The organism is Pseudomonas sp. KH_050 (assembly GCF_057838875.1).
Map to the genome: position 1 here is coordinate 2,010,385 of NZ_CM174478.1, position 21,329 is coordinate 2,031,713.

The window sequence follows — 21,329 nt, forward strand, 5'->3', positions numbered from 1 at the left end:
CCGGGCCGGGGCCGCAAGGGCCGGCCCGGCACTCACTCAGAGACCGACGTCCGGCAGCTGCGGACGATTGGCCAGGGCCTTGGCCATGATCTGCTCGACGAAGACCCGATCGGCTTCCGGCAGGGCCAGGCGTGGCGGACGGGTCAGGGCGCTGCCGCGACCGGCGATGGCTTCGCAGAGCTTGATGCACTGCACCAGGTCGGCACGGGCATCGAGGTGCAGGATCGGCATCAGCCATTCGTAGATTGGCATGGCTTCGGCGAAGCGACCGGCCTTGGCCAGGCGGAAGATGGTTTCGCCTTCTTTGGGGAACACGTTGGACATGCCCGAGACCCAGCCTTCGGCACCCACCGCGATGCTCTCCAGCACCACGTCGTCGAGGCCTGCGAACAGCACGAAGCGATCGCCGACTTCATTGCGCACGTCGATGAAGCGCCGGGTGTCGCCGGAGGAATCCTTGAAGCACACCACGTTGTCGCAATCGGCCAGGGAAATCAGGATGTCCGGGGTGACGTCGTTTTTGTAGATAGGCGGGTTGTTGTAAACCATCAGCGGTACGTCGGCGTTCCTGGCCACGTAGCGGTAGTGCTCGGCGGTCTCGAACGGCTTGGAACCGTAGACCAGCGCCGGCATCAGCATGACCCCATCGACGCCGACCTTGCGCACGGCATTGGCGACCTTGGCTGCCTGCACGCTGGTGAACTCGGCCACACCGCAGATCACCGGCACCCGGCCGCGGGAGGCGTCTACCGCGACTTCGGTCACGGCGATTTTTTCTTCGGCGCTCAGCGAGGTGTTTTCCCCCACCGAACCGCACACCACCAGGCCCGACACGCCGTCACGGATCACGTTGGAAATCACCTGGTGGGTTTTTTCCAGGTTGATCGAGAAGTCATCGTTGAATTGAGTGGTCACCGCGGGGAAAACGCCACTCCAGTTTATGCGCTTGCTCATTGTTGCCTCCGGTTTGTTAATTGTATTTCGTATACGATATTTTAAATGCCGATGCTCGGCTAGTGCTTTTTTCAAATTAATCAGGGGTTTTAGTAGCCGTTGGTCTGGGTGAGCGTCAGGCGCCCGGCCAGGTGTCTGACAGGCGATAGCCCTGTGGCCAGGGATCGCTCGGATCGAGCAGCAATTGGTGGGTGCCGGTGATCCAGGCTCTGCCGGAAATGCACGGATAGATCGCCGGGCGTCCGGCCACTTCCGTCAGCGAATCGATGCGGCAGTGGAATTCGGAACCGATGATCGAACGGCCGATAAAGCGCTCGCCGACCTGCATCAGACCCTTGGCCTGCAGCACCGCCATGCGTGCCGAACAGCCGGTGCCGGTGGGTGAGCGGTCGATCTTGCCAGGTTGAATCACTACCGCGTTGGCCCCGGTGGCGATGCCATTCTCGTGGACAATCGGCGCGGCGATCTGGCAGAAGGAAATATGCGACCACTCGGGGTTCAGCGGATGGACGAAGCCCAGTTGTTCATTGGCCGCGCGGGTGATTTTCAGCCCGACCTCGACCAGTTCCGCGGCCTCGTCGGGACAAATGGAAAAGCCCAGGCGTCGGGCATCGGCGATCACGAAACTGTCGCCGCCGTAAGCGGTGTCGACCTGCAATGAGCCGAGGCCCTCGACTTCAATCCAGGCGTCGAGGCGGTCGGCGAAGGACGGCACGTTCTTGATTTCCACCCGTTCGACCTTACCGTCACGGCAATCGGCCACGACCTCGATCAGCCCGCCGGGCGCTTCGAGCACCAGCCGGGTTTGCGGTTCGGTCATCGGCAGGATGCCGCTGTCGAGTAGCACCGTGGCCACGCACAGCGAGTTGGAGCCGGACATCGGCGGCGTGTCCGCCGGCTCCATGATGATCCAGGCCATCTGCGCCCGCGGGTCCTTGGCCGGCACCAGCAGGTTGACGTGGCGGAACACCCCGCCACGGGGTTCGTTGAGCACGAAGTTGCGCAGGGTCTGGTCCTTGGCAATCCAGCGCGACTGTTCCCACACGGTGGCCCCGGGCGGCGGGGCGACACCGCCGACTATCACGTCGCCGACTTCGCCTTCGGCGTGACAGCTGACCACATGAATCACTTTCGATGAACGCATTGCCTGCTCCTTGTTTCGTCTGTCAGGGCCTTATCGCGAGCAAGCTCGCTCCCACATGTGGTCTCTGTCGTTAACAGAATTTGTGTACGCAGAAGCTCTAATGTGGGAGCAGGCTTGCTCGCGATGGGGCCATCAGTTACTTCACCGACTTGAGAAAAGCCGCTGTCTCTGCATGCAGCGGATTACCAATCACCTGGTCGGGTGAGCCGATCTCGTGCACCAGGCCATTGCGAAAGAACGCCACGCGGTCGGACACATCGCGGGCGAAGCGGATCTCGTGGGTTACCAGGACCATGGTCATGCCGTCTTCGGCGAGCATGCGCATGGTGTCCAATACCTCGCCCACCAGTTGCGGGTCGAGGGCCGAAGTGGCTTCGTCGAACAGCATGTAATCCGGCGACATGGCCAGGGCGCGGGCGATGGCCATGCGCTGCTGCTGGCCGCCTGAAAGTTTGCCGGGAAACGCCTTGAGCTTGTCACCCAGACCCACATGGGTCAGTTGTCGGACCGCCAATTCCTCGGCTTCGGCCTTGCTCTTGCCGAGCACTTTGCGTGGCGCCAGCATCACGTTTTCCAGCACGGTCAGGTGCGGGAAGGCGTTCCATTGCTGGAAGACGATGCCGATCTTCTGCCGCAGGCGATTGAGGTCGGTGGCGCTGTGGTGGACCTCGACACCGTCGACGCGGATGTTGCCTTTCTGGATCGGTTCCAGACCGTTGATACACATCAGCAGGGTCGATTTGCCCGAGCCGGAGCCGCCGATGATCGACACCACCTCGCCCTTGTTCACCGTCAGACTGACGCCCTTGACCACGGCGAGGTCGCCAAAGGATTTATGTACGTTGTCGATCTCAATCATTTTCTTGCCACCTTCTTTCCAGACGAGCGCCGAGGCGAGCGACCACCAGGCTCATGACGTAGTAGATGAGGCCCGCGATGCACAGCACCAGCAGCGGTTCCTGGATGCGGGTCACGATGGTTTGCGAGGCGCGCAGCAATTCGACGATGCCGATCCACATCACCAGCGCGGTGTCTTTCATCACGCTGAGCACCAGGTTCAGCCAGCCGGGGAAGGCCACCCGCGTGGCCATCGGCAGGACGATCCAGCGCAGGTCCTGGAGGAAGCTCAGGCCCAGCGAGCGACTGGCCCGGCGCAGGGTGAACGGCACCGACAGCACGCCGCTGCGCACGATCTCGGTGAAGTACGCGGCGGCGTAGACCCCGAGCACGATGCAGCCGACGCTGAAGGCACTGATGTTCAAGCCGACGATGCTTTTGAGCGAGTTGAACAGGACGAACTGGATCAGCAGCGGCACGCTGCGAAACACGTCCAGCACCCAGGCCAATGGCAGGCTGGCCCGCGGCAACAGGGCCCGCAGCAGGCCAAACAGCAATCCGGCAAAGGAGCCAAGGATGATCGCCCAGCAGGTCAGTTGCAGCGTGACCCAGGCGCCATCGAGCAGGAACAGCAGGTCGTTCCAGGAAAAACTGGTGGAAAACATGGACAGGTCCTCAGTAACGGAACAGCCGCCAGGACATCAGCCGGGCTACCGCGACGATCAGTTTGGCAATCAGGTAATACAGCACCGCGGCGATGGCGAAGTATTCGAAGGTGCGGAACGTCTTGACGTTGTAGTCCTGGGTCACCCCGGTGAGGTCATTGTTCAGCCCGACGATCACCCCCAGCGAGGTCATCAGTACTGCCCAGACCATTTGATTGGTCAGTGGGTAGAAGACGATCCGCAGCAGTTGCGGGACGATAATCATCCGGTAGGCCTGGAAGGCACTCATGCCCAGCGAGCGCGCGGCGCGCACTTGCGTACCGGGCACGGCCTTGAGGCCGCCGCGAAAGTTTTCCGCCAGGTAGCCGGCATTGTTGAAGGTGATCCCGGCCAGCAGAGCGAACCAGGAACTGACATGCAAGCCGAGCGAGCCGAGGCCGAAGTACAGGACGTAGATCTGGAACAGCGACGGGGTGTTGCGGGCGATCGATACCCAGCCGTTGCCGATGCCGCGCAACACGGGGTGTCGGGTTTCGCGCATCACCGTCAGGGCCAGGGCAATCAGCACGCCGAAGATCATCGACAGCGCGGCGGTCTCGAAGGTGACCCAGGCGCCACCGAGCATGTCCGGCAGGGCGCGCAGCGTTGCGCGCCATTGGAAGGTGTAGTCAAACATGCGCGTGGTTCTCCAGGGGGGCGGCGGATTGCAGCCAGGCCGGCAGACGACCACTGGCCGTGGCGCTGCAGGCGGCATCGACGCATTCGGCGAGGCTGGCGAAGTGCACCTTGCGCCCCACCAGGCCGGGTGCGTAATGGGCGTACTTGCCCGAGTTGGTCATCAAGGTCCGGGCCGCCGGCGGGATCACCGGCTCGCCGAGCATGCACCAGCAGGTATCGGTGACCAGGGTTGCGCCGAACGCTTCGATCACCGCGATATGCCCGGCCTCGCGAGCCTGCTCCAGCACCGCGCGGCCGCAGGTGATGGCGAGGACGACATCCGGATGTTTGTGCCGGCCCCGACACAGCCGCGCCAGGTGGGCGAATTCGCCGAGGGAGAAATGCGGGTTGCCCAGCGAGACCACATCCACCCGATTGTCGCGGGCACTGTTGAGCTCGCGCCAGCTGACCAGCAGGTCCTTCAGACGGATTTTTTCCACCGGCACGCGGTCATGCGGATTCAGCACCCGGGCCGGGTCGAGTGCTTCCGGTGTCACCCCGGCAATGTGGAACAACGGCGCGGCGGAGGTGGTGGCGAAGGCTGCGCCGAAAGCTTTGAGGTCGTCGAGGCTCGGCTTGCTCTGTTCCAGCCCCAGCACCAGCGGGATCCGGCTGCCCGCCAGGGCGCCGATGTGGTAACCGAGCAGCGGGTAGAAGGCGTCGTCCAGCTTGCCCAAAACGGGCAACTCGATTTGCAGACTGGCCTTGCGTTGCGCTTCCAGGTGGCAGCCGATCAGTGGCGCGCGGCCGGTCAGGGCGATGCAGATATCCAGGTAGTCCGGGTATTTCAGGGTGCGTGCGCCGAGCACGCTATTGGCGTAGACCACCGCGTTGGATTCGGCCCAGACGATCTGCTCGCCAGCCTTCGGCGCGCTGTCGAGCAGGTAGGGCGCGCAGGTGAAGCTGAGCTGCGCGCCCATCGCCATATAGGCATCGCCCAAGGCACTGGCCGGTTCGCCGAGGGCCGGATCGATGCCCAACTCACGCCAGCGACGCTGATCGACGGAAATCGAATTGAGGGTGGTCGGCACCCGTACTTTTGCCCCCCATTGCACCAGTTGTTCGGCAAAGCGCAGGCTCGCCGGGCCGGTGTAGATGCAGCCGTCGATGTGCGCCTGGGTAACATCCACCAGGCGCTGGGCACCTTGCAGTTCGGCCATGCGCAGGACGATCTGCATGGCCACCTGGGCGGCCTTGCCATGCTCGCCGTCGAGCAGCGCCCGGTCGAGCTCGCTGAGTTCGATCGAGGCGCCCGATGCTGCTGTCTGCAACGGCCTGTCGAGTGCCTGCCAGGCATCGCCGGGCAGGTGTTGGAACAGTGTCACCGAGGAGCCTTCGACCCGGGCGAAGGCCTTGCCGCGCAAGGCGGCAAAGGCCTCCCGACCGATGCACAGCACCGGCAGGGAACGCTCGAAAATGGTCTGTGCCACCAGCACGCCGAGGGTCAGGATCTCATCGGCTTCGGCCAGCACCAGTGCGGCGGGCGCATGACCGTTGCTGATCAGTTCCATCAGCACACTGCTGCCGGTGCACGAACCGCGGCCACTGGGGATGGCCAGCACGCGGCCGGCCAGGCGTTCGCCGCTGAGGGGGTGGTGACGGTCGATGACCTCGCCACTGTACGAGTCGACCCCGCCCCAGAAGCTCAGCCCGACATCGGCGAACAGCAGGGCGCCCTGGGCGGCGCCCGCGACCAGGCTGCGCCCGGTCAGGGAAGTGGTCCTGGGCATGCCGGACACCTCAGTAGTAGACCTGTGGCACGGTCAGGTTGGTCGGCGGGATCTCGGTGCCGACCCATTTGACGAACAACTCGTTGTAACGGCCGCTGCGCACCTGCTGGTTGACGAACAGATTGAGGTAGTTGAGCAGGCCATATTCGTTGCGCTTGGCGCCGAGGGACACGTAGTCGATCACGTACGGCGCGTTACCAGCTATTTTCAGGTTCTTGTATTTACCTGATTTAAGTGTAGCGGCGGCCACAGTATTGGTGACCACGGTGGCGTCGATGTGGCCCTGGGCGACTGCCAGCAGCGTGTCGTTCTGTGACTGATAGGCGCGGAAGGTGCCGCTGCCCCAGTTCTTCACGTCCTTTTCCAGGGCGATGGCTTCATAGGTGCCACTGGTGTTGCCCAGGGCTTTGCCTTTGATATCGGCGAAGCTGTTGATGCCAGTGTTGTCGCGGGTCAGCACCACCATCTGGAAGGCGAAGTACGGCACGGTGAGACCGACGGTCTTGGCCCGTTCGAGGGTGTCGGAGGTGGAGGCGACGATCACGTCGGCACGCCCGGAGACCAGCGCTGGAATCCGGTCCGGGAATGGCGTTTCAACCACTTCGGCATCGACCCCGAGGATTTTCGCCAGGTCGTGGCAGTAGTCCACGTCGAAACCTGCAGGGTTGTTACCTTCATCGCGAAAGCCCATGGGCGGGAAGTCCAGGGTCACGGCGCAGCGCAGCTTGCCCGAACCAATGATCTCGTCGAGCTTGTCGGCCTGGGCGGTGGCAATAAAGGAAGTACTGAGAACAGCGCTGAGGGCTACGGCAAATGCGGGGTTTTTCATAGAGGCCTCGTTGTCGGAAAGTGCTGTTGGATATCGTATTGTGAATTTCGTATACGATATTTTATTAGCAATGAGCGTGCCTGTTTCCGAGCGGGCTCGAGAATTGACCGGCAACCCTTGAGCCAGGAGTCTTCCACGGTCCAGGGAACTGAGAGGGCATTCTTGGGCAGTATCAGGGGGGTGTTACAGAAGGGAGCAACGGGGACGCCGGGTGCCCCTTAAAGGAACACCCGCGCGGATTCAGCGACGGCTTTCGCGATACTGGCTGGGCGAGAGACTGGTCAAGGCGCGGAACTGCCGGCTGAAGGCACTGTGGTCGGTGTAACCGCAGCGCAGGGCAATCTCGGTGATGGGCCGTTCGGTGTGCAGCAACAACCGTGAGGCTTCCTCCAGCCGGGCCTTGTGAATCATCTGCCGAGGGGTGAGCTGGAACACCCGTTTGCAGTGGCGCTCCAGTTGCGCCACGGAAAACCCGGCGATCTCGGTCAGCTCGGCGAGACTGATGGGCCGGGCGAAGTGGCTGCGGATATGCGCGTCCACCGCGGCGAGTTTCTGAAACGCCGGATGGCTCGACTGTGGCAGTTGCAGGTCGCGGGAGATGCCGGCGAGGCCGACGATATGCCCCAGCTGGTCGTGCAGCGCGACTTTGTGGGTCAGGCACCAGACCGGTTGGTTGCCGTAATAAAGATGCAGTTCGAGCTGGTCGGCCAGCTCGCGGCCGCTGGACAGCACCCGCCGATCCTGCTCGGTGTACAGCGGGCCGAAGCGCGCCGGGAAGACCATTTCGGCGGTGCGCCCGAGCAGCTCGGCACTGTGTTTGAAGCCACAGCGCCGGGCCAGGGTCTGGTTGACGAAGGCGTAGCGGGCCTCGCTGTCCTTGATGAAAAACACCACGTCCGACAGGGTGTCGAGCAGCGCCGCGATCGGCTGCAGACTGCTCAGCAGGGTCGGCAGGTCGCAGGGTTTGAAGGTAGTGAGCGAGGCATACATGGCGCTGGGGGTCTGGTGGCAATCCCCGGGATCATAAAGACTCGGCAGCGCTGCCGAAAGCCCCGGGCCGGCATTCAGGCCGGCGGGGTGTCGTCCAGGCACATCAAGGTCTCGATCCGCGCCGGGCTGAACGGCGGACGTGGCGCCGAGGGTTGCCAGCCGAACAGGTGCTGCAGTGCGCCGCCGCAGACCCGGCCCTGGCAGGCGCCCATGCCGCAGCGGCTGGCCAGCTTGGCCTCGCGCCAGCCGGTGTGCCCGGCCAGTGCCCCATAGGGCACGTCTTCGCAGCGGCACACCAGGGTATCGGCCTGCGCCAGCGACTTGAGCCGTGGGTCGAGGGCGAAGGTCCTGTTCAGGGTGTTAGCGAAACTCTGCCAACGGGCACGGCGTGGCCACAATTGTCGGGCTGCCTGAAGGTCACCGACGGCGGCATGGCCGGCGATCGCGCCTTCGACCAATGCCAGTTCACTGCCACCGAAACCAGTGCATTCGCCCGCCGCGTAGTGATCGGCGCGGCTGCTGGCCTGCCAGGCATCGACGGCGAGCGCCTGGCCATCGAGGGCGCAACCCAGGGTCTGGCCGAGTTGGGTGTTGGGGATCAGGCCGAAGCCGCAGGCCAGTCGATCGCAGGCCAGCTCGACGATTTTTCCCTGCTGTTGCAGGCGCACGCCCTCCAGCCGCTCATTGCCCAGGGCGGCCAGTACGTGGGTCCCGGTACGATAATGGCGGTCAAACAACGTGAACGACTGCATCAGCTTGTTGGGCCAGCGTGGCAGTTGCGCGGCGAATCCGGCGACGGCGGCCGTGGAGGCCTGTTCGGCAATTCGCAGGACCTGCGCACCGTGTTTTTTCGCGGTGGCGGCGCTGGCCAGCAACAACGGCCCGCTGCCGGCGATCACCAGGCGTTCGCCCCGCACGGGCAGGCCGCCCTTGATCAGCGCCTGGAGGCCACCCGCGCCCGTCACCCCGGGCAGCGTCCAGCCAGGGAAGGGCAGGAGCAACTCGCGGGCGCCGGTACACAGAATCAGTTTGTCGTAGGCGATCAGCCAGCCGCGATCGGCGTCTTCGACCAGCAGTTGTTTCGGGCCGGCGCAGGCGATCACCCGGGTGCCGGAGTGGCGACGGATGTTAGTGCAGGCTTCCAGTTGTTCACGCAGGCGACGTGCCTGGTTCGGCAGGTTGGCCTGGGGGCCGTCGCGCCAGATTTGCCCGCCCGGCAGCGGGTTGTCATCGAGCAGTACGATTCGCGCAGCGCAGGGTGCCGCGGCAAGCGCGGCGGCCATGCCGGCGGGTCCGGCACCGATGATCAACAGGTCGGCGTATTCGCTCATGCTTGAGTCTCCACGTGCATGCCGTCACGGCACAGGGTCTGGCAGGCCAGGCGTTGTCGACCGTCGATGGTCACCCGGCATTCCTGGCAGATGCCCATGCCGCACAGCGGTGCGCGGCGCTGGCCAGTGACCGAGGTGCGACTGCAACCGTCGCCGCCCAGGGCCAGTGCGGCAGCCACGCTGGTGCCCTCGGCAACATGCAGGGCTCGACCATCCAGCATCAATTCAGGCATACACCGGCTCTCCGAGAAAACGTTGCGGCAGATAAGGTTGCGCGGCCAGCGGCGGCGTTTCGTCGAACAGTTGCGCGACCAGCAGGTCGGCGGTGCCGGGAGCGGTGGTGACGCCCAGGCCCTCGTGGCCGACCGCCAGCCATAAGCCTTTACGTTGCGGGTGCTGGCCCACCAGCGGCAGGCCGTCGGGGCTTGCGGCGCGAAAACCGGTCCAGGCGCGGATGCCGTTGAGCTGAGCCAGCCCCGGCATGTAGGCGGTGGCGCGCTTGAGCATTTTCGCCAGCATCCAGCCTTCGACCTGCGGGTCGGTGGTGCCGAACTGCCGCGAGGCGCCGATGAATAGCTGCCCGGTCGGGCGCGGCTGGATGTTGCAGGCAGTCGAAGGGCCACTGGCGTTGTGGGCGCTGGTGACGTAGCCGAGCTCGACCAGGGTATGGGTGACTTTTCCGGGGTAGCGATCGGTGATCAGCAAGTGGCCTTTCTTCGGCTCGATCGGCAACTCCGGGCACAGCTCGTTGGCCTGGATGCCGTTGGCCAGCACCACCGCCTCGGCGCTCAACCAGTGGCCGTCGTCGAGTCGCACGCGGTTGCCGTCGACCTCGCTGACCCGCGCCCGGCGCTGGCTGATGTTCGGCGTTTCGAGCATCCAGCGGGCAGTCGCCGGGGCATAGAGGATGCCGTCGCCATTGATCAACAGTCCGCCTTCCAGGCCCTCGCGTAATTCCGGCTCGCGCTGGCGCAAGGCACTGCTGGCGATCAACTCGCAGGCCACGCCTTGTTCCTGCAAGTGGCGGTACTTGCCGTGGGCGACGGCCATTTCTTCGGCATTGGCCGCCAGCCACAGGGTGCCATTGCTGCGGTAGGCGCAGCCGTCGGGCAAGGCCGGCGCCTGTTCGCGCCAGCGTTGCAGGGAGTATTGGCTCAGGGCCAGCTCTGCCGGATTGTCGTCGAGGACCAGCAGGTGGCCCATGCCCGCCGCGGTAGCCCCGGGCAGGCCGGCATCCAGCACCAGCACGCGCAAGCCGCGACGGGCCAGCGCCTGGGCGCAGGCGGCACCGATGATGCCGGCGCCGATCACGATCACATCGGCCACCCGCTCCTCACTCATGGGCGAATGCCCCAGGCGAACGGGTCGTCCTGTTCGATGATCAAACTGGCTTCGGCGCTGATATAGGCGCGGCCGCGAATCGTCGGCACGATGCGCTCGCCCTGGGTTTCGTAGGAGCCTTCGAATTCGCTGCCGATGACACTGGCCTGGCGCCAGATCTGCCCTGGCGCAAGCTTGCCGTCGGCTGCCAGGCACGCCAGTTTGGCGCTGGTGCCGGTGCCGCAGGGCGAGCGATCGTAGGCCTTGCCGGGACAGAGCACGAAGTTGCGACTGTCGGCACGCTCATCATCGGCGAACAGCTCGACATGGTCGATCAACCCGCCGTCTTCGCCGCGAATCCCCTGGACCTCCAGCGCCTGCTGCACGGCGAAGGTATAGGCGGTCAGTGCCTCGAGGTTGTCGCCGGCAATCTGCAGGCCATGCTCGGCGATCAGGAAAAACCAGTTACCGCCCCAGGCGATATCGCCGACCACCTCGCCGACCCCTGGCACCTGCAGGGTCAGCCCCTTGCGGTAACGGTAGGCCGGCACGTTGCGCACGCTGACCGAACGGTCTTCGTGCAGGGTTGCCTGCACCGTCCCTACCGGCGTCTCGATGCTGTGCACGCCGGGGCCGATCTTGCCCAGATGCGCCAGGGATGCCACCAGGCCGATGGTGCCGTGGCCGCACATGCCGAGGTAGCCGCTGTTGTTGAAGAAAATTACTCCGGCACAGGCGGTCGGGTCCACCGGCTCGCAGAGCAGGGCGCCGACCAGTACGTCGCTGCCCCGTGGTTCCAGCACACAGGCGGCGCGCCACTGGTCGTGATGGTCGGCCAGCCGCTGGCGGCGTTCGGCCATGCTGCCGTGGCCCAGCTCAGGAAAGCCGGCGGTGACCAGGCGGGTGGGTTCGCCGCCGGTGTGGGAGTCGATCACGGTAATGCGTTTCATGGGAGGGCCACGTCCGTTCAGATGAGTGAACGAAAGAGTGGCCTGTGCGCAGGGGTGCCGGCTTGATGGTTTTATCCAGTGCCAATGACGAAATCGGCACAGTGGGTTGAGTGGTCAGTGGCTGTGAGGCAGGTGCTCGAACAGGGTCTTGCAGACCCCGGCAATGTGCTCGTCGAGCAATTTCACCGCCAGATCCACGTCACCGGCACGACAGGCCGCAAGGATTTCCCGGTGTTCGTGATCGGCGCGCTCCTTGCCGGCCGAAAGGCTCATCTGCATGCGCAGGTAGCGCTCCAGCTTGTCGTTGACCGAGCGGATCAGGCTGACCAGGAACGGTCGCTGCGCCGGTTCGTAGAGGCAGGCGTGCAGTTCCCAATTGAGCTCGGCCCAGCGTCCCACGTCATCTTCGCCGATGAACTCCTGACAAATCCGTTCGGCACGGGCGAAAGTTTCTTCGGTCATGTTCGGAATGGCCAGGCGCAGCGCCTTGTCTTCGAGCAGCATGCGCACTTCGAACATCTGCGCCAGTTCCGGCTCGGAGATGCTCGTGACCATCGCCCCGCGATTACGCTGAAACATCACCAGGCCCTCGGCTTCCAGGCGCTTGAGCGCCTCGCGCACCGGGATCTTGCTGACGTTGAACTGGCGGGCGATATCGTCCTGGCGAATCGGTTCGTCCTCGGCAAAATGCCCGGCGACGATGGCATCGCGCAGATGCCGGGTGATGATCTCCGAAGTCGAAGGCGAATTGCCCAGGTCCGGTGCGTTGAGTCTAGGTAGATTCACGGTGGTGGTCGTTCGAAGTGATTTGTGGATATGGTATACGAATTCATATCGAGGGTTGCCCTCGACTTTGCTGCCAATCCGACCATTGGTGGGGTCGTAACGTCAAAAAGCCCGCTGCTGAATATCCTCCAGCAGCGGGCAGTTCAGCAGGGTCAGGACAACTCACCCACCCTTGAAGTCTGCCTGGCAAGCTTCATCAGCCAGTAGTAACCGAGGGCCGGCACCACCAATCCGACCACCCAGGCCAGGTCGATGCCGCCCAGTTGCGTGGCCAGCGGACCGACATAGAGGGTGGTATTCATGAACGGGATCTCCACGGCAATGGCCACCAAGAAACTGGCGCAGGCGATCCAGTTCACCCGGCCGTAGATGCCGTTCATGTCAAAGATGTCGTCAATCCGGTATTCGCCTTTCCTCAGCCAGTAGAAATCGACCAGGTTGATCGCGGTCCAGGGGATCAGGAAATAGCTCATGAAGAAAATGAAATTGAGGAAAAAGCTGATGAAGTCATCCTGACTGATGGTGCACAACGCCGTCGCGATCAAGCTGATGATCAGCATGAATACGCATCTGACCCGTGGCGTGACCCGCAGGCGGGCAAAGGGTTCGATCACCGTGATGGTCGACATGAACGCCCCATACAGGTTGAAGACGTTGATCGAGACCTGGCCGTAGACGATAAACACGAACAGCAGCAGGGCGACCGGACCGAACAGGCCGGCGACATGGCCGCCGACATTGCTGGCGAAGTCGGGGATGGCGACGCTGAGGATTGCCCCGAGGATCATCATCCACGCACCGCCGCTGACGGTGCCGGCGTAGCTGTACCAGAACACCTGGGGCATCGAGGTCTTGCTCGGCAGGTAGCGCGAGTAGTCGGCCACATACGGGGCATAGGACAGTTGCCAGGTTACGGCGATGCTCACCGCCATCAGGAATTTCGCCAGCGAGAAGTCCGTCGCCGCCCATTGCTCCGGGGCAATCGGCAGACTCAACGCCAGCAGCGTGGCGGCGATGAACACCAGCAACGACAGAATCGACAGCAGTTTTTGCAGCCGATGGATCAGCCGATAGCCATACAGCGCCACCACGAAACACAGCGCGCCGATCAGCAGGATATTGCCATTGCTGCCCAGCGGGCTGACGGTCTCCAGGGCCTGGGCCGCGAGCAAGGTGTTGCTGACGAAGAAGCCGAGGTAGATCAGCATCACGAACAGCAACGGCAGGATCGCCCCGATCACCCCGAACTGCGCGCGGCTCTGGATCATTTGCGGGATGCCCAGTCGGGGTCCCTGGGCCGAATGCGAGGCCATGAAGATCGCCCCCAGCAGCGAGCCGAGAATGATCGCCAGCGCGCTCCACAACAGATTCAACCCCAGCACCACGGGCAGCACGCCAGAAGCGATGGTGGTGATGTTCATGTTGGCGCCGAACCAGATGAAAAACAGCGAGCCGGGTTTGCCATGGCGTTCGGTTTCCGGAATGAAATCGATGCTTCTTTTTTCGATACTCATGACAGACACTCCTGGCGCTGAAGGCTGGATTGGAGGCGGGCAATGGTGTTCGGCAACTCGTCAGGCTGGTGGGCGAACAGGTCCGGTTGTCGCGGGGCGCAGCAGACGAATGGCTCACCACTGAGCGAGCGGAGGAATTGCTCGCAGGTGAACAACTCGATGCAGTACACCCAGTTGGCCATGATCAGCAGTGCCGAGTAATGTCCCGCCCGGGTGCTGGTGGTGCAGGCGTCGGTGATCAACTGGACGCGGTAGCCCAGCGCGAAGGCGTCGAACACCGTGGTCAATACACAGACGTCGGTCAGCACACCGCTGACGATCAGGGTGTCGACACCCAGCTGCTTGAGTCGAGCGTCGAGGTCGGTCTGGTGAAAGCCGCTGTAGCGATGTTTATCGATGACCTGCTCGTCCGGCAGGGGCGCCAGCGCAGGGATTATTTCTACTTGAGCGGTGCCGGCGCGGTAGCTGCTCGGGCCACCATCGGCGGATCGGGGTTCGCCGGGTGGCAGGCCAAGGCCGTCAGCCTGATTGATATGTCGGGTGTAGAACACCGGGACAGAGTTACGGCGGGCTGCCGTGAGCAATGCAAGGTTGTGGGCGATGACTCCCTGGAAGTTTTCCAGGGTGAAGCCATCTTCCTGTTGCATGTCGATGATCAACAGTGCGTTTTTATTATTCATGGGCAAACCTGATAAAGCGCGGCACCAACGGCCACCACGCGGACCCGATCGAATCGGGTCGAAGCAGAGTACAGAGCGACAGGCCAAAACCGGTCGCGCTGCGGTTCTAACTCAGGGTTTGCTCAGGGGACTATCTGCCAGAAGCCGTTCTGCTTGGCCGAAACGCAGGCGCGCAGGCGCTTGAGATGGATGTGCGAAGAGGTCGAGTCGCCACGCAGGTACGCCAGTTCAGCGCCTGGCGCAGGGGTACGTGCAAGTGGCTGGAATCGACGGTTTATCATGAAAATCGACCATGACAGGCAATGCTGATCGGGAACTGCCGGACCCATGCGGACCGGCAGTACGCTTAACCCTTGGCTTACTGGAACGCAGGCACGACGTGCTTGATGAACAGTTCCAGGGATTTCTTCTTCTCGGCGTGGGGCAGGCTGTTGTCACACCAGAAGCTGAACTCGTCGACGCCGAGTTCCTGATAGTACTTGATGCGCGGGATGATTTCCTCCGCGGTGCCAATCATAGCGCTCTTGTGCAGGCTCTCCAGTTCGAATTCCGGACGGCCGGCAAATTTTTCTTCCGGGCTCGGCGCGAGGAAACCGTTGACCGGCACTTCCTTGTTGCCGAACCAGGCATCGAAGGTGCGGTAGAACTTCGAGATCGCCTTGGCGCCGACTTTCCAGCCCTCAGGGTCATCCACCGCGTGAACATGGGTGTGGCGCAGCACCATCAATTGCGGGCGCGGCACGTCCGGGTTGTTATCCAGCGCGGTCTGGAATTTGTTCTTCAGGTCGAGGACTTCTTCGTCGCCTTTCATTAGCGGCGTGACCATGACGTTGCAGCCGTTGGCCACCGCGAAGTTGTGCGAGTCCGGGTCGCGGGCGGCGATCCACATCGGCGGGTTCGGTTTCTGGATCGGCTTCGGCACGCTGGTGGAGGTGGGAAATTTCCAGATCTCGCCATCGTGGGCGTAGTCGCCTTGCCACAGGGCGCGCACCACCGGAACCATCTCCCGCAGGGCCTGACCGCCGGAGGAGGCGGGCATGCCGCCGGCCATACGGTCGAACTCGACCTGATAGGCGCCACGGGCCAGGCCGACTTCCATGCGGCCGTTACTGATCACGTCCAGCAGTGCGCACTCGCCGGCGACCCGCAATGGGTGCCAGAACGGCGCGATGATGGTGCCGGCGCCGAGGTGAATGGTGGTGGTTTTGGCGGCCAGATAAGCCAGCAACGGCATTGGGCTGGGCGAGATGGTGTATTCCATGGCGTGGTGTTCGCCGATCCACACGGTGCTGAAACCACCGGCCTCGGCCATCAGGGTCAGTTCGGTCAGGTCTTCGAACAATTGGCGGTGGCTGACTTGATCATCCCAGCGCTCCATATGGACGAATAACGAAAACTTCATGACGCATACCTCGAATTTTTTATTGTTGGCCTGTCAGCTGCAGGCGCGGGGTTTGGGATCAGGCAAAGGCCGGCAGCGCGCCCATCTTGCCGCGGCAATACACCAGCGGGCGGGTTTGCTGCTGCGGCACAATCAGGTTCTTCACGGCGCCGACCATAATGGCGTGATCGCCGCCTTCGTATTCTCGCCACAGCTCGCATTCGATAATTGCCGTGGCGTTGCTCAGCAGCGGATTACCCAGCTCGCTGAGCGTCCATTGGATGCCTTGTGCCTTGTCCTTGCCTTTGCGGGCGAAGGCATAGGCTTCATTCTGCTGCTCACCGGACAGCAGGTGAATGGCGAAGCGCTTGTTCTTGATCAGCACCGGATAGGAGTCGGAGCTGTAGTTGGGGCAGAACAGCACCAGGGCCGGGTCCATCGACAGCGAACTGAACGCGCTGGCCGTCAGGCCGACGATCTGACCCTCGTCATCCAGCGTGGTGATGACCGTCACGCCGGAAGGGAAGGAGCCCATGACTAATTTGTAGACGTTCGCGTCGATCATTGGATGTTCCTCGGTCAAACGGTAGCGCTGTGCGCCTTATTAAATGTTTTGTATGTCTGATGGTATACCGTAATACCTGCTTTGCAAGTGCTTTTTGCGCTGGGCGGACGAACGTCGGTTTTTGACTGAAGCTCAATGGATACGGGGTTTTCAGGTCGATAGAGCGCTATTCCCGGCTGTGAATTGCGGATCAGTTGGTCGGCAAAACCACGGATCAGTCGTGCTTCTTCGCCACCTACGTCGGGGCGACGCTGGGCACTATCCTGTCTTTCAGCTTCGGCGCAGTCGCGGTACTGGCGACGCGGGAAGGCACGCCAGCGATGGTCGCGGTGAAGCAGTCCACCGGCTGGTTGGGGGCAGCTCCTACGCGCCGACCGGGTACCCCCGCAATGGGCTGGCTGCACACAATCCCCCGGGTAGGAGCTGCCGCAGGCTGCGATCTTTTGATCCGGCATTTTCGGCGCCCCCGAAAAGATCGCAGCCTGCGGCAGCGCCTACGCGCCGACCGGGTACACACAAAAAAGCCAACGCCCTCGTCAAAGAGCGTTGGCCTGGTTTGGCAGGGAAGGGGATCAGTGCGCCCCGGCCGCCTTGTTCAAATCACTCTCCGCCCATTGGGTGTAGACGCAGGCATCGGCAGTCGCCCAGCGTACCCGCACCGGGTCGCCGTTTTTAAGCGGCATGCCCGCGGCGGACAGCGCTTTGACGGTCATCGCGGTACCGCCGGAGGTGACCACGCTGCACGTCTGGCTTTCACCGAGGAACAATACTTCAGTGACGGTGGCCGAGACTTCGTTCCAGCCCGGAGCGAGGGGTTCGCTGGCGGCTTGTTCGACGCTCAGGGCCAGAGCTTTTTCCGGGCGGACCATCAGCAGCACTTCCTGATGGGTCTGCAACCCCGAGGTCAGGCGGATCGACAGCGGTTGGCCTTCGAAGCTTGCCACAGCATTGCCCCGGGCCTGGAGCTTGAGGAAGTTCGAGTTGCCGAGGAACGAGGCGACGAAAGCGTTCGGCGGGTTCTGATACAGGTCATAACCGCTGCCCAGGCCGACGATCTTGCCATGGCTGAAGATCGCGATGCGTTGCGACAACCGCATGGCTTCCTCCTGATCGTGGGTCACGTAGACGATGGTGATGCCGAGGCGCCGATGCAGCTGGCGCAGTTCATCCTGCAGGTCTTCACGGAGCTTTTTATCCAGCGCGCCGAGGGGTTCGTCCATCAGCAGAATGCGCGGCTCGTAGACCAGCGCCCGGGCAATCGCCACCCGCTGTTGCTGGCCGCCGGACAGTTGCGAAGGGCGGCGATGCGCAAATTGCTCAAGCTGCACCAGCTTGAGCATCGCGTCGACCCGACGTTCCCGTTCGGCGCTGGCCAGTTTGCGAATCGCCAGGGGGAACGCAATGTTGTCGCGCACCGACAGATGCGGAAACAGCGAATAACGCTGGAACACCATGCCGATGTCGCGCTTGTGTGGAGGCACATTGACCAGCGATTTGGCGTTGACCTGGATCTCCCCGGAGCTGGGGGTTTCGAAGCCGGCCAGCATCGACAGGGTGGTGCTTTTGCCCGAGCCGCTGGAGCCGAGGAAGGTCAGGAATTCACCGTCCTGGATGTCCAGCGAGATGTCGTCCACGGCGGCAAAGTCGCCATAGTATTTGTTCAGGTTGCGCAGGCTGACCAGGGTCTTGTTGTCCTGCTGTGCGGGGTCTTTGATCACGGCACTCATTGCTTTCTCCCAGGCGCTCAGGCGCTGACTTCGTTGCGCCGGCGCACAGCGGCGGCGATCACCATGACCAGTACCGACAATGCAATCAGCAGCGTCGAGGCGACGGCGATCACGGGAGTCAGGTCCTGACGCAAGGTGGTCCACATTTTTACGGGCAAGGTTTGCAGGGTCGGGCTGGCCATCATCACGCTGAGGACCACCTCATCCCACGACACCAGGAAGGCGAACAGCGCACCGGCGACCATGCCCGGGCGGATCGCCGGGAAGGTCACCTTGAACACCGCTTGCAGGCGTGAAGCGCCACAGATCACCGCGGCATCCTCGATCGACTGATCGAACAGCTTCAGCGAGTTGATGATCGAGATAATGGTGAACGGCAACGCGACGATCACATGGCTGACGACGAAGGCGAACATCGTTCCGGTGTAGCCGAGCTTGAGGAACAGCGCGTACACCGCCACGGCGATGATCACCAGCGGCACGATCATCGGCAGGGTGAACAGGCCATACAGCATTTCCCGGCCGGGGAAGCGTCCACGCACCAGGGCGAAGGCGGTCGGCAAGCCCAGGGCCACGGCAAAGATCGTGGTCAGCACCGCGACCTTGAGGCTGGCCACGGCGGCGTCCATCCACTCGGGATTGGAAAAGAACTGCAGGTACCACTTCAGGGTCCAGCCCGGCGGCGGGAACACCAGCCACTGGGAGGAGCCGAACGACAACAGCACGATGAACACAATGGGCAGCAACAGGAATAACGCTATGACCCCGGTGGTGAGGTAAAGGCTGAAACGCATGCGCCGACTCATGGCATTGGCGGTCAATAACATGATGGCTTACCTCGAGTTGCTGGAGCCGACCGGGGATTCCGGTTGCAGCTTCAGGTAGAAGTAGAACAGCACCAGGGTGATCAGGATCAGCAAGGCTGCGCCCGCGCTGGCCAGGCCCCAGTTGAGGAACGATTGCACCTGCTGGATGATGAATTCCGGCAGCATCATGTTCTGCGCGCCACCGAGCAGGGCCGGGGTGACGTAGTAACCCAGCGACATGACGAACACCATCAAGCCACCGGAGAACAGCCCTGGCCGGCACAGCGGCAGGAACACCCGGAAGAAATTGCTCCAGGGGCTGGCGCCGCAAATGGAACCTGCCTGCAATACCATCGGATCGATCGCTTGCATGGTCGCCTGCAGCGGCAGGACGATGAACGGAATCATGATGTAGCTCATACCGATCACCACGCCGGTCAGGTTATGCACCATCTCCAGCGGTTGATCGATGATGCCCATGGCCATCAACGCCTTGTTGATCACTCCCGAAGCCTGCAGCAGTACCAGCCAGGAATAGGTGCGCGCCAACAGGCTGGTCCACATCGACAGCAGGACTATATTCAGCACCCAGCGGCCCCAGCCACGGGGCACCAACGTGATCGCCCAGGCCAATGGAAAGCCCAGCAGCAGGCTGAACACAGTGACCAGACCGGCAACGGCGAAGGTGTTGATCAGTACGCGAGCGTAAGCCGAATTGGCGAACAGCTCGGCGTAGTTGCCCAGCCCGGGAGTCGGTTCGAGCACTCCGCGCAGCAGCAGACTGATCAGCGGTGCGAAGAAAAACAGGCCAAGGAACAGCAATGCCGGCAGCAGGTTGCTGGAACCGCGCCAACGTTGGGTCACAGAAGCGGAATGCTTCATTGCCGCCGCCTTGCCTGGAGCTGAACCGGTGGCGCCCGAGACGCCCTCGACCGAAGTGGATTGACGGGACGCAGTGGCCGTCATTTTCATTTGAGCAGCCATTCGTTCCACCGTGTCGCGATGCTCTGACCATTCTTGGCCCAGTACGCGAAGTCGAGAGTGATCTGATCCTTAGCGTAGGCAGTCGGCAGGTTGGGTGCCAGTACCGAGTCCAGGCGTTGCACGCTGTCAGTGTTGATCGGCGCATAGGCGGTCAGGTTCGAGAAGTCGGCCTGGCCTTTGGCGGAGCTGGAGTTGGCCAGGAAACGCATGGCCGCGTCCTTGTTTTTCGAGCCTTTGGGGATGACCAGGAAGTCGGCCATGACCAGATTCTGTTTCCAGCTCACGCCAACCGGTGCGCCATCTTCTTGCAGGGCATGGATCCGACCGTTCCAGAACTGGCCGAGACTGGCTTCACCGGAGGCCAGCAGTTGCTGGGATTGCGCGCCGCCGCCCCACCAGACGATATCTTTCTTGATGGTGTCGAGTTTCTTGAAGGCTCGATCCAGGTCCAGCGGGTAGAGCTTGTCAGCGGCAACGCCATCGGCCAGCAGGGCCAGCTCGAGCGCGCCAGGGCTTGGCCATTTGTAGAGGGCGCGTTTGCCGGGGTAAGTCTTGGTGTCGAACAGCGCGGACCAGTCCTGGGGTTTGCCGGCGCCGAGCTTGCCTTCGTTGTAACCGAGGACGAAGGAGAAGTAGAACGAGCCGACGCCGTGATCGGAGACGAAGCGCGGGTCGAGTTTGTCGCGCTGGATGACGTTGAAGTCCAGCGGTTCGAGCAAGCCTTCAGCCGCTGCGCGCAAGGCGAAGTCGGCTTCGACATCGACCACGTCCCATTGCACGTTGCCGCTCTCGACCATGGCCTTGAGTTTGCCGTAGTCGGTCGGGCCGTCCTGGACCACCTTGATCCCGCTGGACTTGCTGAAAGGGTCGGCCCAGGCCTGCTTTTGCGCGTCCTGGGTGGAGCCGCCCCAACTGACGAAACTCATGCTGTCAGCTGCACGGGCTGCACTGCAGGTCAGCGCGAGCAAGCCTGCTGCGAGTATCGCGGTTGCACGTTTATTCAACACCATTTTCACGCCCTCATTTGTTGTGTTTTTGAGCGGGTTGTTGATGCCCGCCTATCGGGAGCAGTAGGTCCATCACAGAGGATAAATCGTCCGGCCTATGGAATATCATATTATGGTATTCCAAACTTTCTGCAAGAGCTTCGCCATACCGATTGTCGTAGGAGCTGCCGCCAGGCTGCGATCTTTTCGGGGGGCGCCGCCAATTCAGGATCAAAAGATCGCAGCCTGCGGCAGCTCCTACAGAGGGGGATTGCGGATACCCACCCCATTGCGGGTGTACCCGGTCGGCGCGTAGGAGCTGCCGCCAGGCTGCGATCTTTTCGGGGGCGCCGCCAATGCCGGATCAAAAGATCGCAGCCTGCGGCAGCTCCTACCCGGGGGGATTGTGTGCACCCGGCCCCATTGCGGGTGT

At 62.7% G+C, this 21,329-nt stretch carries 22 protein-coding genes; all 22 read right to left on the reverse strand.

Annotation, left to right across the window (positions count from 1 at the left end):
* Positions 1 to 36: 36 nt before the first annotated feature.
* Entirely contained in the window at positions 37 to 954 is a 918-nt protein-coding gene (locus AC3IUA_RS09280) for a dihydrodipicolinate synthase family protein (RefSeq protein WP_489360229.1), read from the reverse strand.
* Positions 955 to 1,069: 115 nt separating this feature from the next.
* Complete coding sequence (locus AC3IUA_RS09285; RefSeq protein WP_489360231.1) at positions 1,070 to 2,098, reverse strand: trans-3-hydroxy-L-proline dehydratase; 1,029 nt, start codon at positions 2,096 to 2,098, stop codon at positions 1,070 to 1,072.
* A gap of 136 nt (positions 2,099 to 2,234) precedes the next feature.
* Positions 2,235 to 2,957: an amino acid ABC transporter ATP-binding protein gene (locus tag AC3IUA_RS09290; RefSeq protein WP_489360232.1), complete on the reverse strand. Its 723-nt coding sequence runs from the start codon at positions 2,955 to 2,957 to the stop codon at positions 2,235 to 2,237.
* Positions 2,950 to 3,600, reverse strand: coding sequence for an amino acid ABC transporter permease (locus tag AC3IUA_RS09295; protein WP_150644766.1), 651 nt, complete (start codon positions 3,598 to 3,600; stop codon positions 2,950 to 2,952). The genes AC3IUA_RS09290 and AC3IUA_RS09295 overlap by 8 nt, the downstream gene beginning before the upstream one ends.
* A gap of 10 nt (positions 3,601 to 3,610) precedes the next feature.
* On the reverse strand, positions 3,611 to 4,276 hold the full coding sequence (locus AC3IUA_RS09300) for an amino acid ABC transporter permease (RefSeq protein ID WP_489360234.1): 666 nt from the start codon (positions 4,274 to 4,276) through the stop codon (positions 3,611 to 3,613).
* Positions 4,269 to 6,047: a cis-3-hydroxy-L-proline dehydratase gene (gene lhpI, locus AC3IUA_RS09305; RefSeq protein WP_489360235.1), complete on the reverse strand. Its 1,779-nt coding sequence runs from the start codon at positions 6,045 to 6,047 to the stop codon at positions 4,269 to 4,271. Before lhpI ends, AC3IUA_RS09300 begins: the two co-directional genes overlap by 8 nt.
* 10 nt (positions 6,048 to 6,057) lie before the next feature.
* A complete protein-coding gene (locus AC3IUA_RS09310; RefSeq protein ID WP_489360237.1) occupies positions 6,058 to 6,876 on the reverse strand; it encodes an ABC transporter substrate-binding protein in 819 nt (272 codons plus the stop codon).
* A gap of 240 nt (positions 6,877 to 7,116) precedes the next feature.
* A complete protein-coding gene (locus AC3IUA_RS09315) occupies positions 7,117 to 7,866 on the reverse strand; it encodes an AraC family transcriptional regulator (protein ID WP_489362284.1) in 750 nt (249 codons plus the stop codon).
* A 74-nt stretch (positions 7,867 to 7,940) separates the two neighbouring features.
* Positions 7,941 to 9,197, reverse strand: coding sequence for an FAD-dependent oxidoreductase (locus AC3IUA_RS09320; RefSeq protein WP_489360239.1), 1,257 nt, complete (start codon positions 9,195 to 9,197; stop codon positions 7,941 to 7,943).
* Positions 9,194 to 9,430 (reverse strand): (2Fe-2S)-binding protein, encoded by a 237-nt coding sequence (locus AC3IUA_RS09325; protein ID WP_489360241.1) that lies wholly within the window; start codon positions 9,428 to 9,430, stop codon positions 9,194 to 9,196. Before AC3IUA_RS09325 ends, AC3IUA_RS09320 begins: the two co-directional genes overlap by 4 nt.
* Positions 9,423 to 10,538 carry an NAD(P)/FAD-dependent oxidoreductase gene (locus AC3IUA_RS09330; protein ID WP_489360243.1) on the reverse strand — a complete coding sequence of 372 codons (1,116 nt, stop codon included), beginning with the start codon at positions 10,536 to 10,538 and terminating at the stop codon, positions 9,423 to 9,425. The genes AC3IUA_RS09325 and AC3IUA_RS09330 overlap by 8 nt, the downstream gene beginning before the upstream one ends.
* Positions 10,535 to 11,467, reverse strand: coding sequence for a 4-hydroxyproline epimerase (locus AC3IUA_RS09335; RefSeq protein ID WP_489360245.1), 933 nt, complete (start codon positions 11,465 to 11,467; stop codon positions 10,535 to 10,537). Before AC3IUA_RS09335 ends, AC3IUA_RS09330 begins: the two co-directional genes overlap by 4 nt.
* A 114-nt stretch (positions 11,468 to 11,581) precedes the next feature.
* Positions 11,582 to 12,253 (reverse strand): GntR family transcriptional regulator, encoded by a 672-nt coding sequence (locus AC3IUA_RS09340; protein ID WP_489360247.1) that lies wholly within the window; start codon positions 12,251 to 12,253, stop codon positions 11,582 to 11,584.
* Positions 12,254 to 12,405: 152 nt separating this feature from the next.
* Complete coding sequence (locus tag AC3IUA_RS09345; protein ID WP_489360249.1) at positions 12,406 to 13,767, reverse strand: purine-cytosine permease family protein; 1,362 nt, start codon at positions 13,765 to 13,767, stop codon at positions 12,406 to 12,408.
* Positions 13,764 to 14,447, reverse strand: a complete 684-nt coding sequence (locus tag AC3IUA_RS09350) for a cysteine hydrolase family protein (protein ID WP_489360251.1) — start codon at positions 14,445 to 14,447, stop codon at positions 13,764 to 13,766. Before AC3IUA_RS09350 ends, AC3IUA_RS09345 begins: the two co-directional genes overlap by 4 nt.
* 122 nt (positions 14,448 to 14,569) lie before the next feature.
* Positions 14,570 to 14,728 carry a hypothetical protein gene (locus tag AC3IUA_RS09355; RefSeq protein WP_489360252.1) on the reverse strand — a complete coding sequence of 53 codons (159 nt, stop codon included), beginning with the start codon at positions 14,726 to 14,728 and terminating at the stop codon, positions 14,570 to 14,572.
* Between the two features lie 77 nt (positions 14,729 to 14,805).
* Positions 14,806 to 15,849 carry an LLM class flavin-dependent oxidoreductase gene (locus AC3IUA_RS09360; protein WP_489360254.1) on the reverse strand — a complete coding sequence of 348 codons (1,044 nt, stop codon included), beginning with the start codon at positions 15,847 to 15,849 and terminating at the stop codon, positions 14,806 to 14,808.
* A gap of 58 nt (positions 15,850 to 15,907) precedes the next feature.
* Positions 15,908 to 16,393, reverse strand: a complete 486-nt coding sequence (locus tag AC3IUA_RS09365) for a flavin reductase family protein (protein ID WP_489360256.1) — start codon at positions 16,391 to 16,393, stop codon at positions 15,908 to 15,910.
* Between the two features lie 572 nt (positions 16,394 to 16,965).
* On the reverse strand, positions 16,966 to 18,120 hold the full coding sequence (locus tag AC3IUA_RS09370) for an ABC transporter ATP-binding protein (protein ID WP_489360258.1): 1,155 nt from the start codon (positions 18,118 to 18,120) through the stop codon (positions 16,966 to 16,968).
* Positions 18,121 to 18,137: 17 nt separating this feature from the next.
* Positions 18,138 to 18,947 (reverse strand): ABC transporter permease, encoded by an 810-nt coding sequence (locus AC3IUA_RS09375; protein WP_489360260.1) that lies wholly within the window; start codon positions 18,945 to 18,947, stop codon positions 18,138 to 18,140.
* A 6-nt stretch (positions 18,948 to 18,953) separates the two neighbouring features.
* Positions 18,954 to 19,898 (reverse strand): ABC transporter permease, encoded by a 945-nt coding sequence (locus AC3IUA_RS09380; protein WP_489362286.1) that lies wholly within the window; start codon positions 19,896 to 19,898, stop codon positions 18,954 to 18,956.
* The gene (locus AC3IUA_RS09385; RefSeq protein WP_489360262.1) at positions 19,895 to 20,920 is read right to left on the reverse strand and encodes an ABC transporter substrate-binding protein; all 1,026 of its coding nucleotides are present in this window, start codon (positions 20,918 to 20,920) and stop codon (positions 19,895 to 19,897) included. The genes AC3IUA_RS09380 and AC3IUA_RS09385 overlap by 4 nt, the downstream gene beginning before the upstream one ends.
* Positions 20,921 to 21,329 lie beyond the last annotated feature (409 nt).

What these genes read in the sequence shown, in the direction of transcription:
- AC3IUA_RS09300 (WP_489360234.1), bottom strand. Translation starts at nt 4,276, where the DNA reads ATGTTTGACTACACCTTCCAATGGCGCGCAACGCTGCGCGCCCTGCCG.
- AC3IUA_RS09310 (WP_489360237.1), bottom strand. Translation starts at nt 6,876, where the DNA reads ATGAAAAACCCCGCATTTGCCGTAGCCCTCAGCGCTGTTCTCAGTACT.
- AC3IUA_RS09320 (WP_489360239.1), bottom strand. Translation starts at nt 9,197, where the DNA reads ATGAGCGAATACGCCGACCTGTTGATCATCGGTGCCGGACCCGCCGGC.
- AC3IUA_RS09360 (WP_489360254.1), bottom strand. Translation starts at nt 15,849, where the DNA reads ATGAAGTTTTCGTTATTCGTCCATATGGAGCGCTGGGATGATCAAGTC.
- AC3IUA_RS09355 (WP_489360252.1), bottom strand. Translation starts at nt 14,728, where the DNA reads ATGATAAACCGTCGATTCCAGCCACTTGCACGTACCCCTGCGCCAGGC.
- AC3IUA_RS09315 (WP_489362284.1), bottom strand. Translation starts at nt 7,866, where the DNA reads ATGTATGCCTCGCTCACTACCTTCAAACCCTGCGACCTGCCGACCCTG.
- AC3IUA_RS09375 (WP_489360260.1), bottom strand. Translation starts at nt 18,947, where the DNA reads ATGTTATTGACCGCCAATGCCATGAGTCGGCGCATGCGTTTCAGCCTT.
- AC3IUA_RS09330 (WP_489360243.1), bottom strand. Translation starts at nt 10,538, where the DNA reads ATGAGTGAGGAGCGGGTGGCCGATGTGATCGTGATCGGCGCCGGCATC.
- AC3IUA_RS09285 (WP_489360231.1), bottom strand. Translation starts at nt 2,098, where the DNA reads ATGCGTTCATCGAAAGTGATTCATGTGGTCAGCTGTCACGCCGAAGGC.
- AC3IUA_RS09380 (WP_489362286.1), bottom strand. Translation starts at nt 19,898, where the DNA reads ATGAAAATGACGGCCACTGCGTCCCGTCAATCCACTTCGGTCGAGGGC.
- AC3IUA_RS09290 (WP_489360232.1), bottom strand. Translation starts at nt 2,957, where the DNA reads ATGATTGAGATCGACAACGTACATAAATCCTTTGGCGACCTCGCCGTG.
- AC3IUA_RS09345 (WP_489360249.1), bottom strand. Translation starts at nt 13,767, where the DNA reads ATGAGTATCGAAAAAAGAAGCATCGATTTCATTCCGGAAACCGAACGC.
- AC3IUA_RS09365 (WP_489360256.1), bottom strand. Translation starts at nt 16,393, where the DNA reads ATGATCGACGCGAACGTCTACAAATTAGTCATGGGCTCCTTCCCTTCC.
- AC3IUA_RS09280 (WP_489360229.1), bottom strand. Translation starts at nt 954, where the DNA reads ATGAGCAAGCGCATAAACTGGAGTGGCGTTTTCCCCGCGGTGACCACT.
- AC3IUA_RS09335 (WP_489360245.1), bottom strand. Translation starts at nt 11,467, where the DNA reads ATGAAACGCATTACCGTGATCGACTCCCACACCGGCGGCGAACCCACC.
- AC3IUA_RS09325 (WP_489360241.1), bottom strand. Translation starts at nt 9,430, where the DNA reads ATGCCTGAATTGATGCTGGATGGTCGAGCCCTGCATGTTGCCGAGGGC.
- AC3IUA_RS09295 (WP_150644766.1), bottom strand. Translation starts at nt 3,600, where the DNA reads ATGTTTTCCACCAGTTTTTCCTGGAACGACCTGCTGTTCCTGCTCGAT.
- lhpI (WP_489360235.1), bottom strand. Translation starts at nt 6,047, where the DNA reads ATGCCCAGGACCACTTCCCTGACCGGGCGCAGCCTGGTCGCGGGCGCC.
- AC3IUA_RS09350 (WP_489360251.1), bottom strand. Translation starts at nt 14,447, where the DNA reads ATGAATAATAAAAACGCACTGTTGATCATCGACATGCAACAGGAAGAT.
- AC3IUA_RS09370 (WP_489360258.1), bottom strand. Translation starts at nt 18,120, where the DNA reads ATGAGTGCCGTGATCAAAGACCCCGCACAGCAGGACAACAAGACCCTG.
- AC3IUA_RS09385 (WP_489360262.1), bottom strand. Translation starts at nt 20,920, where the DNA reads ATGGTGTTGAATAAACGTGCAACCGCGATACTCGCAGCAGGCTTGCTC.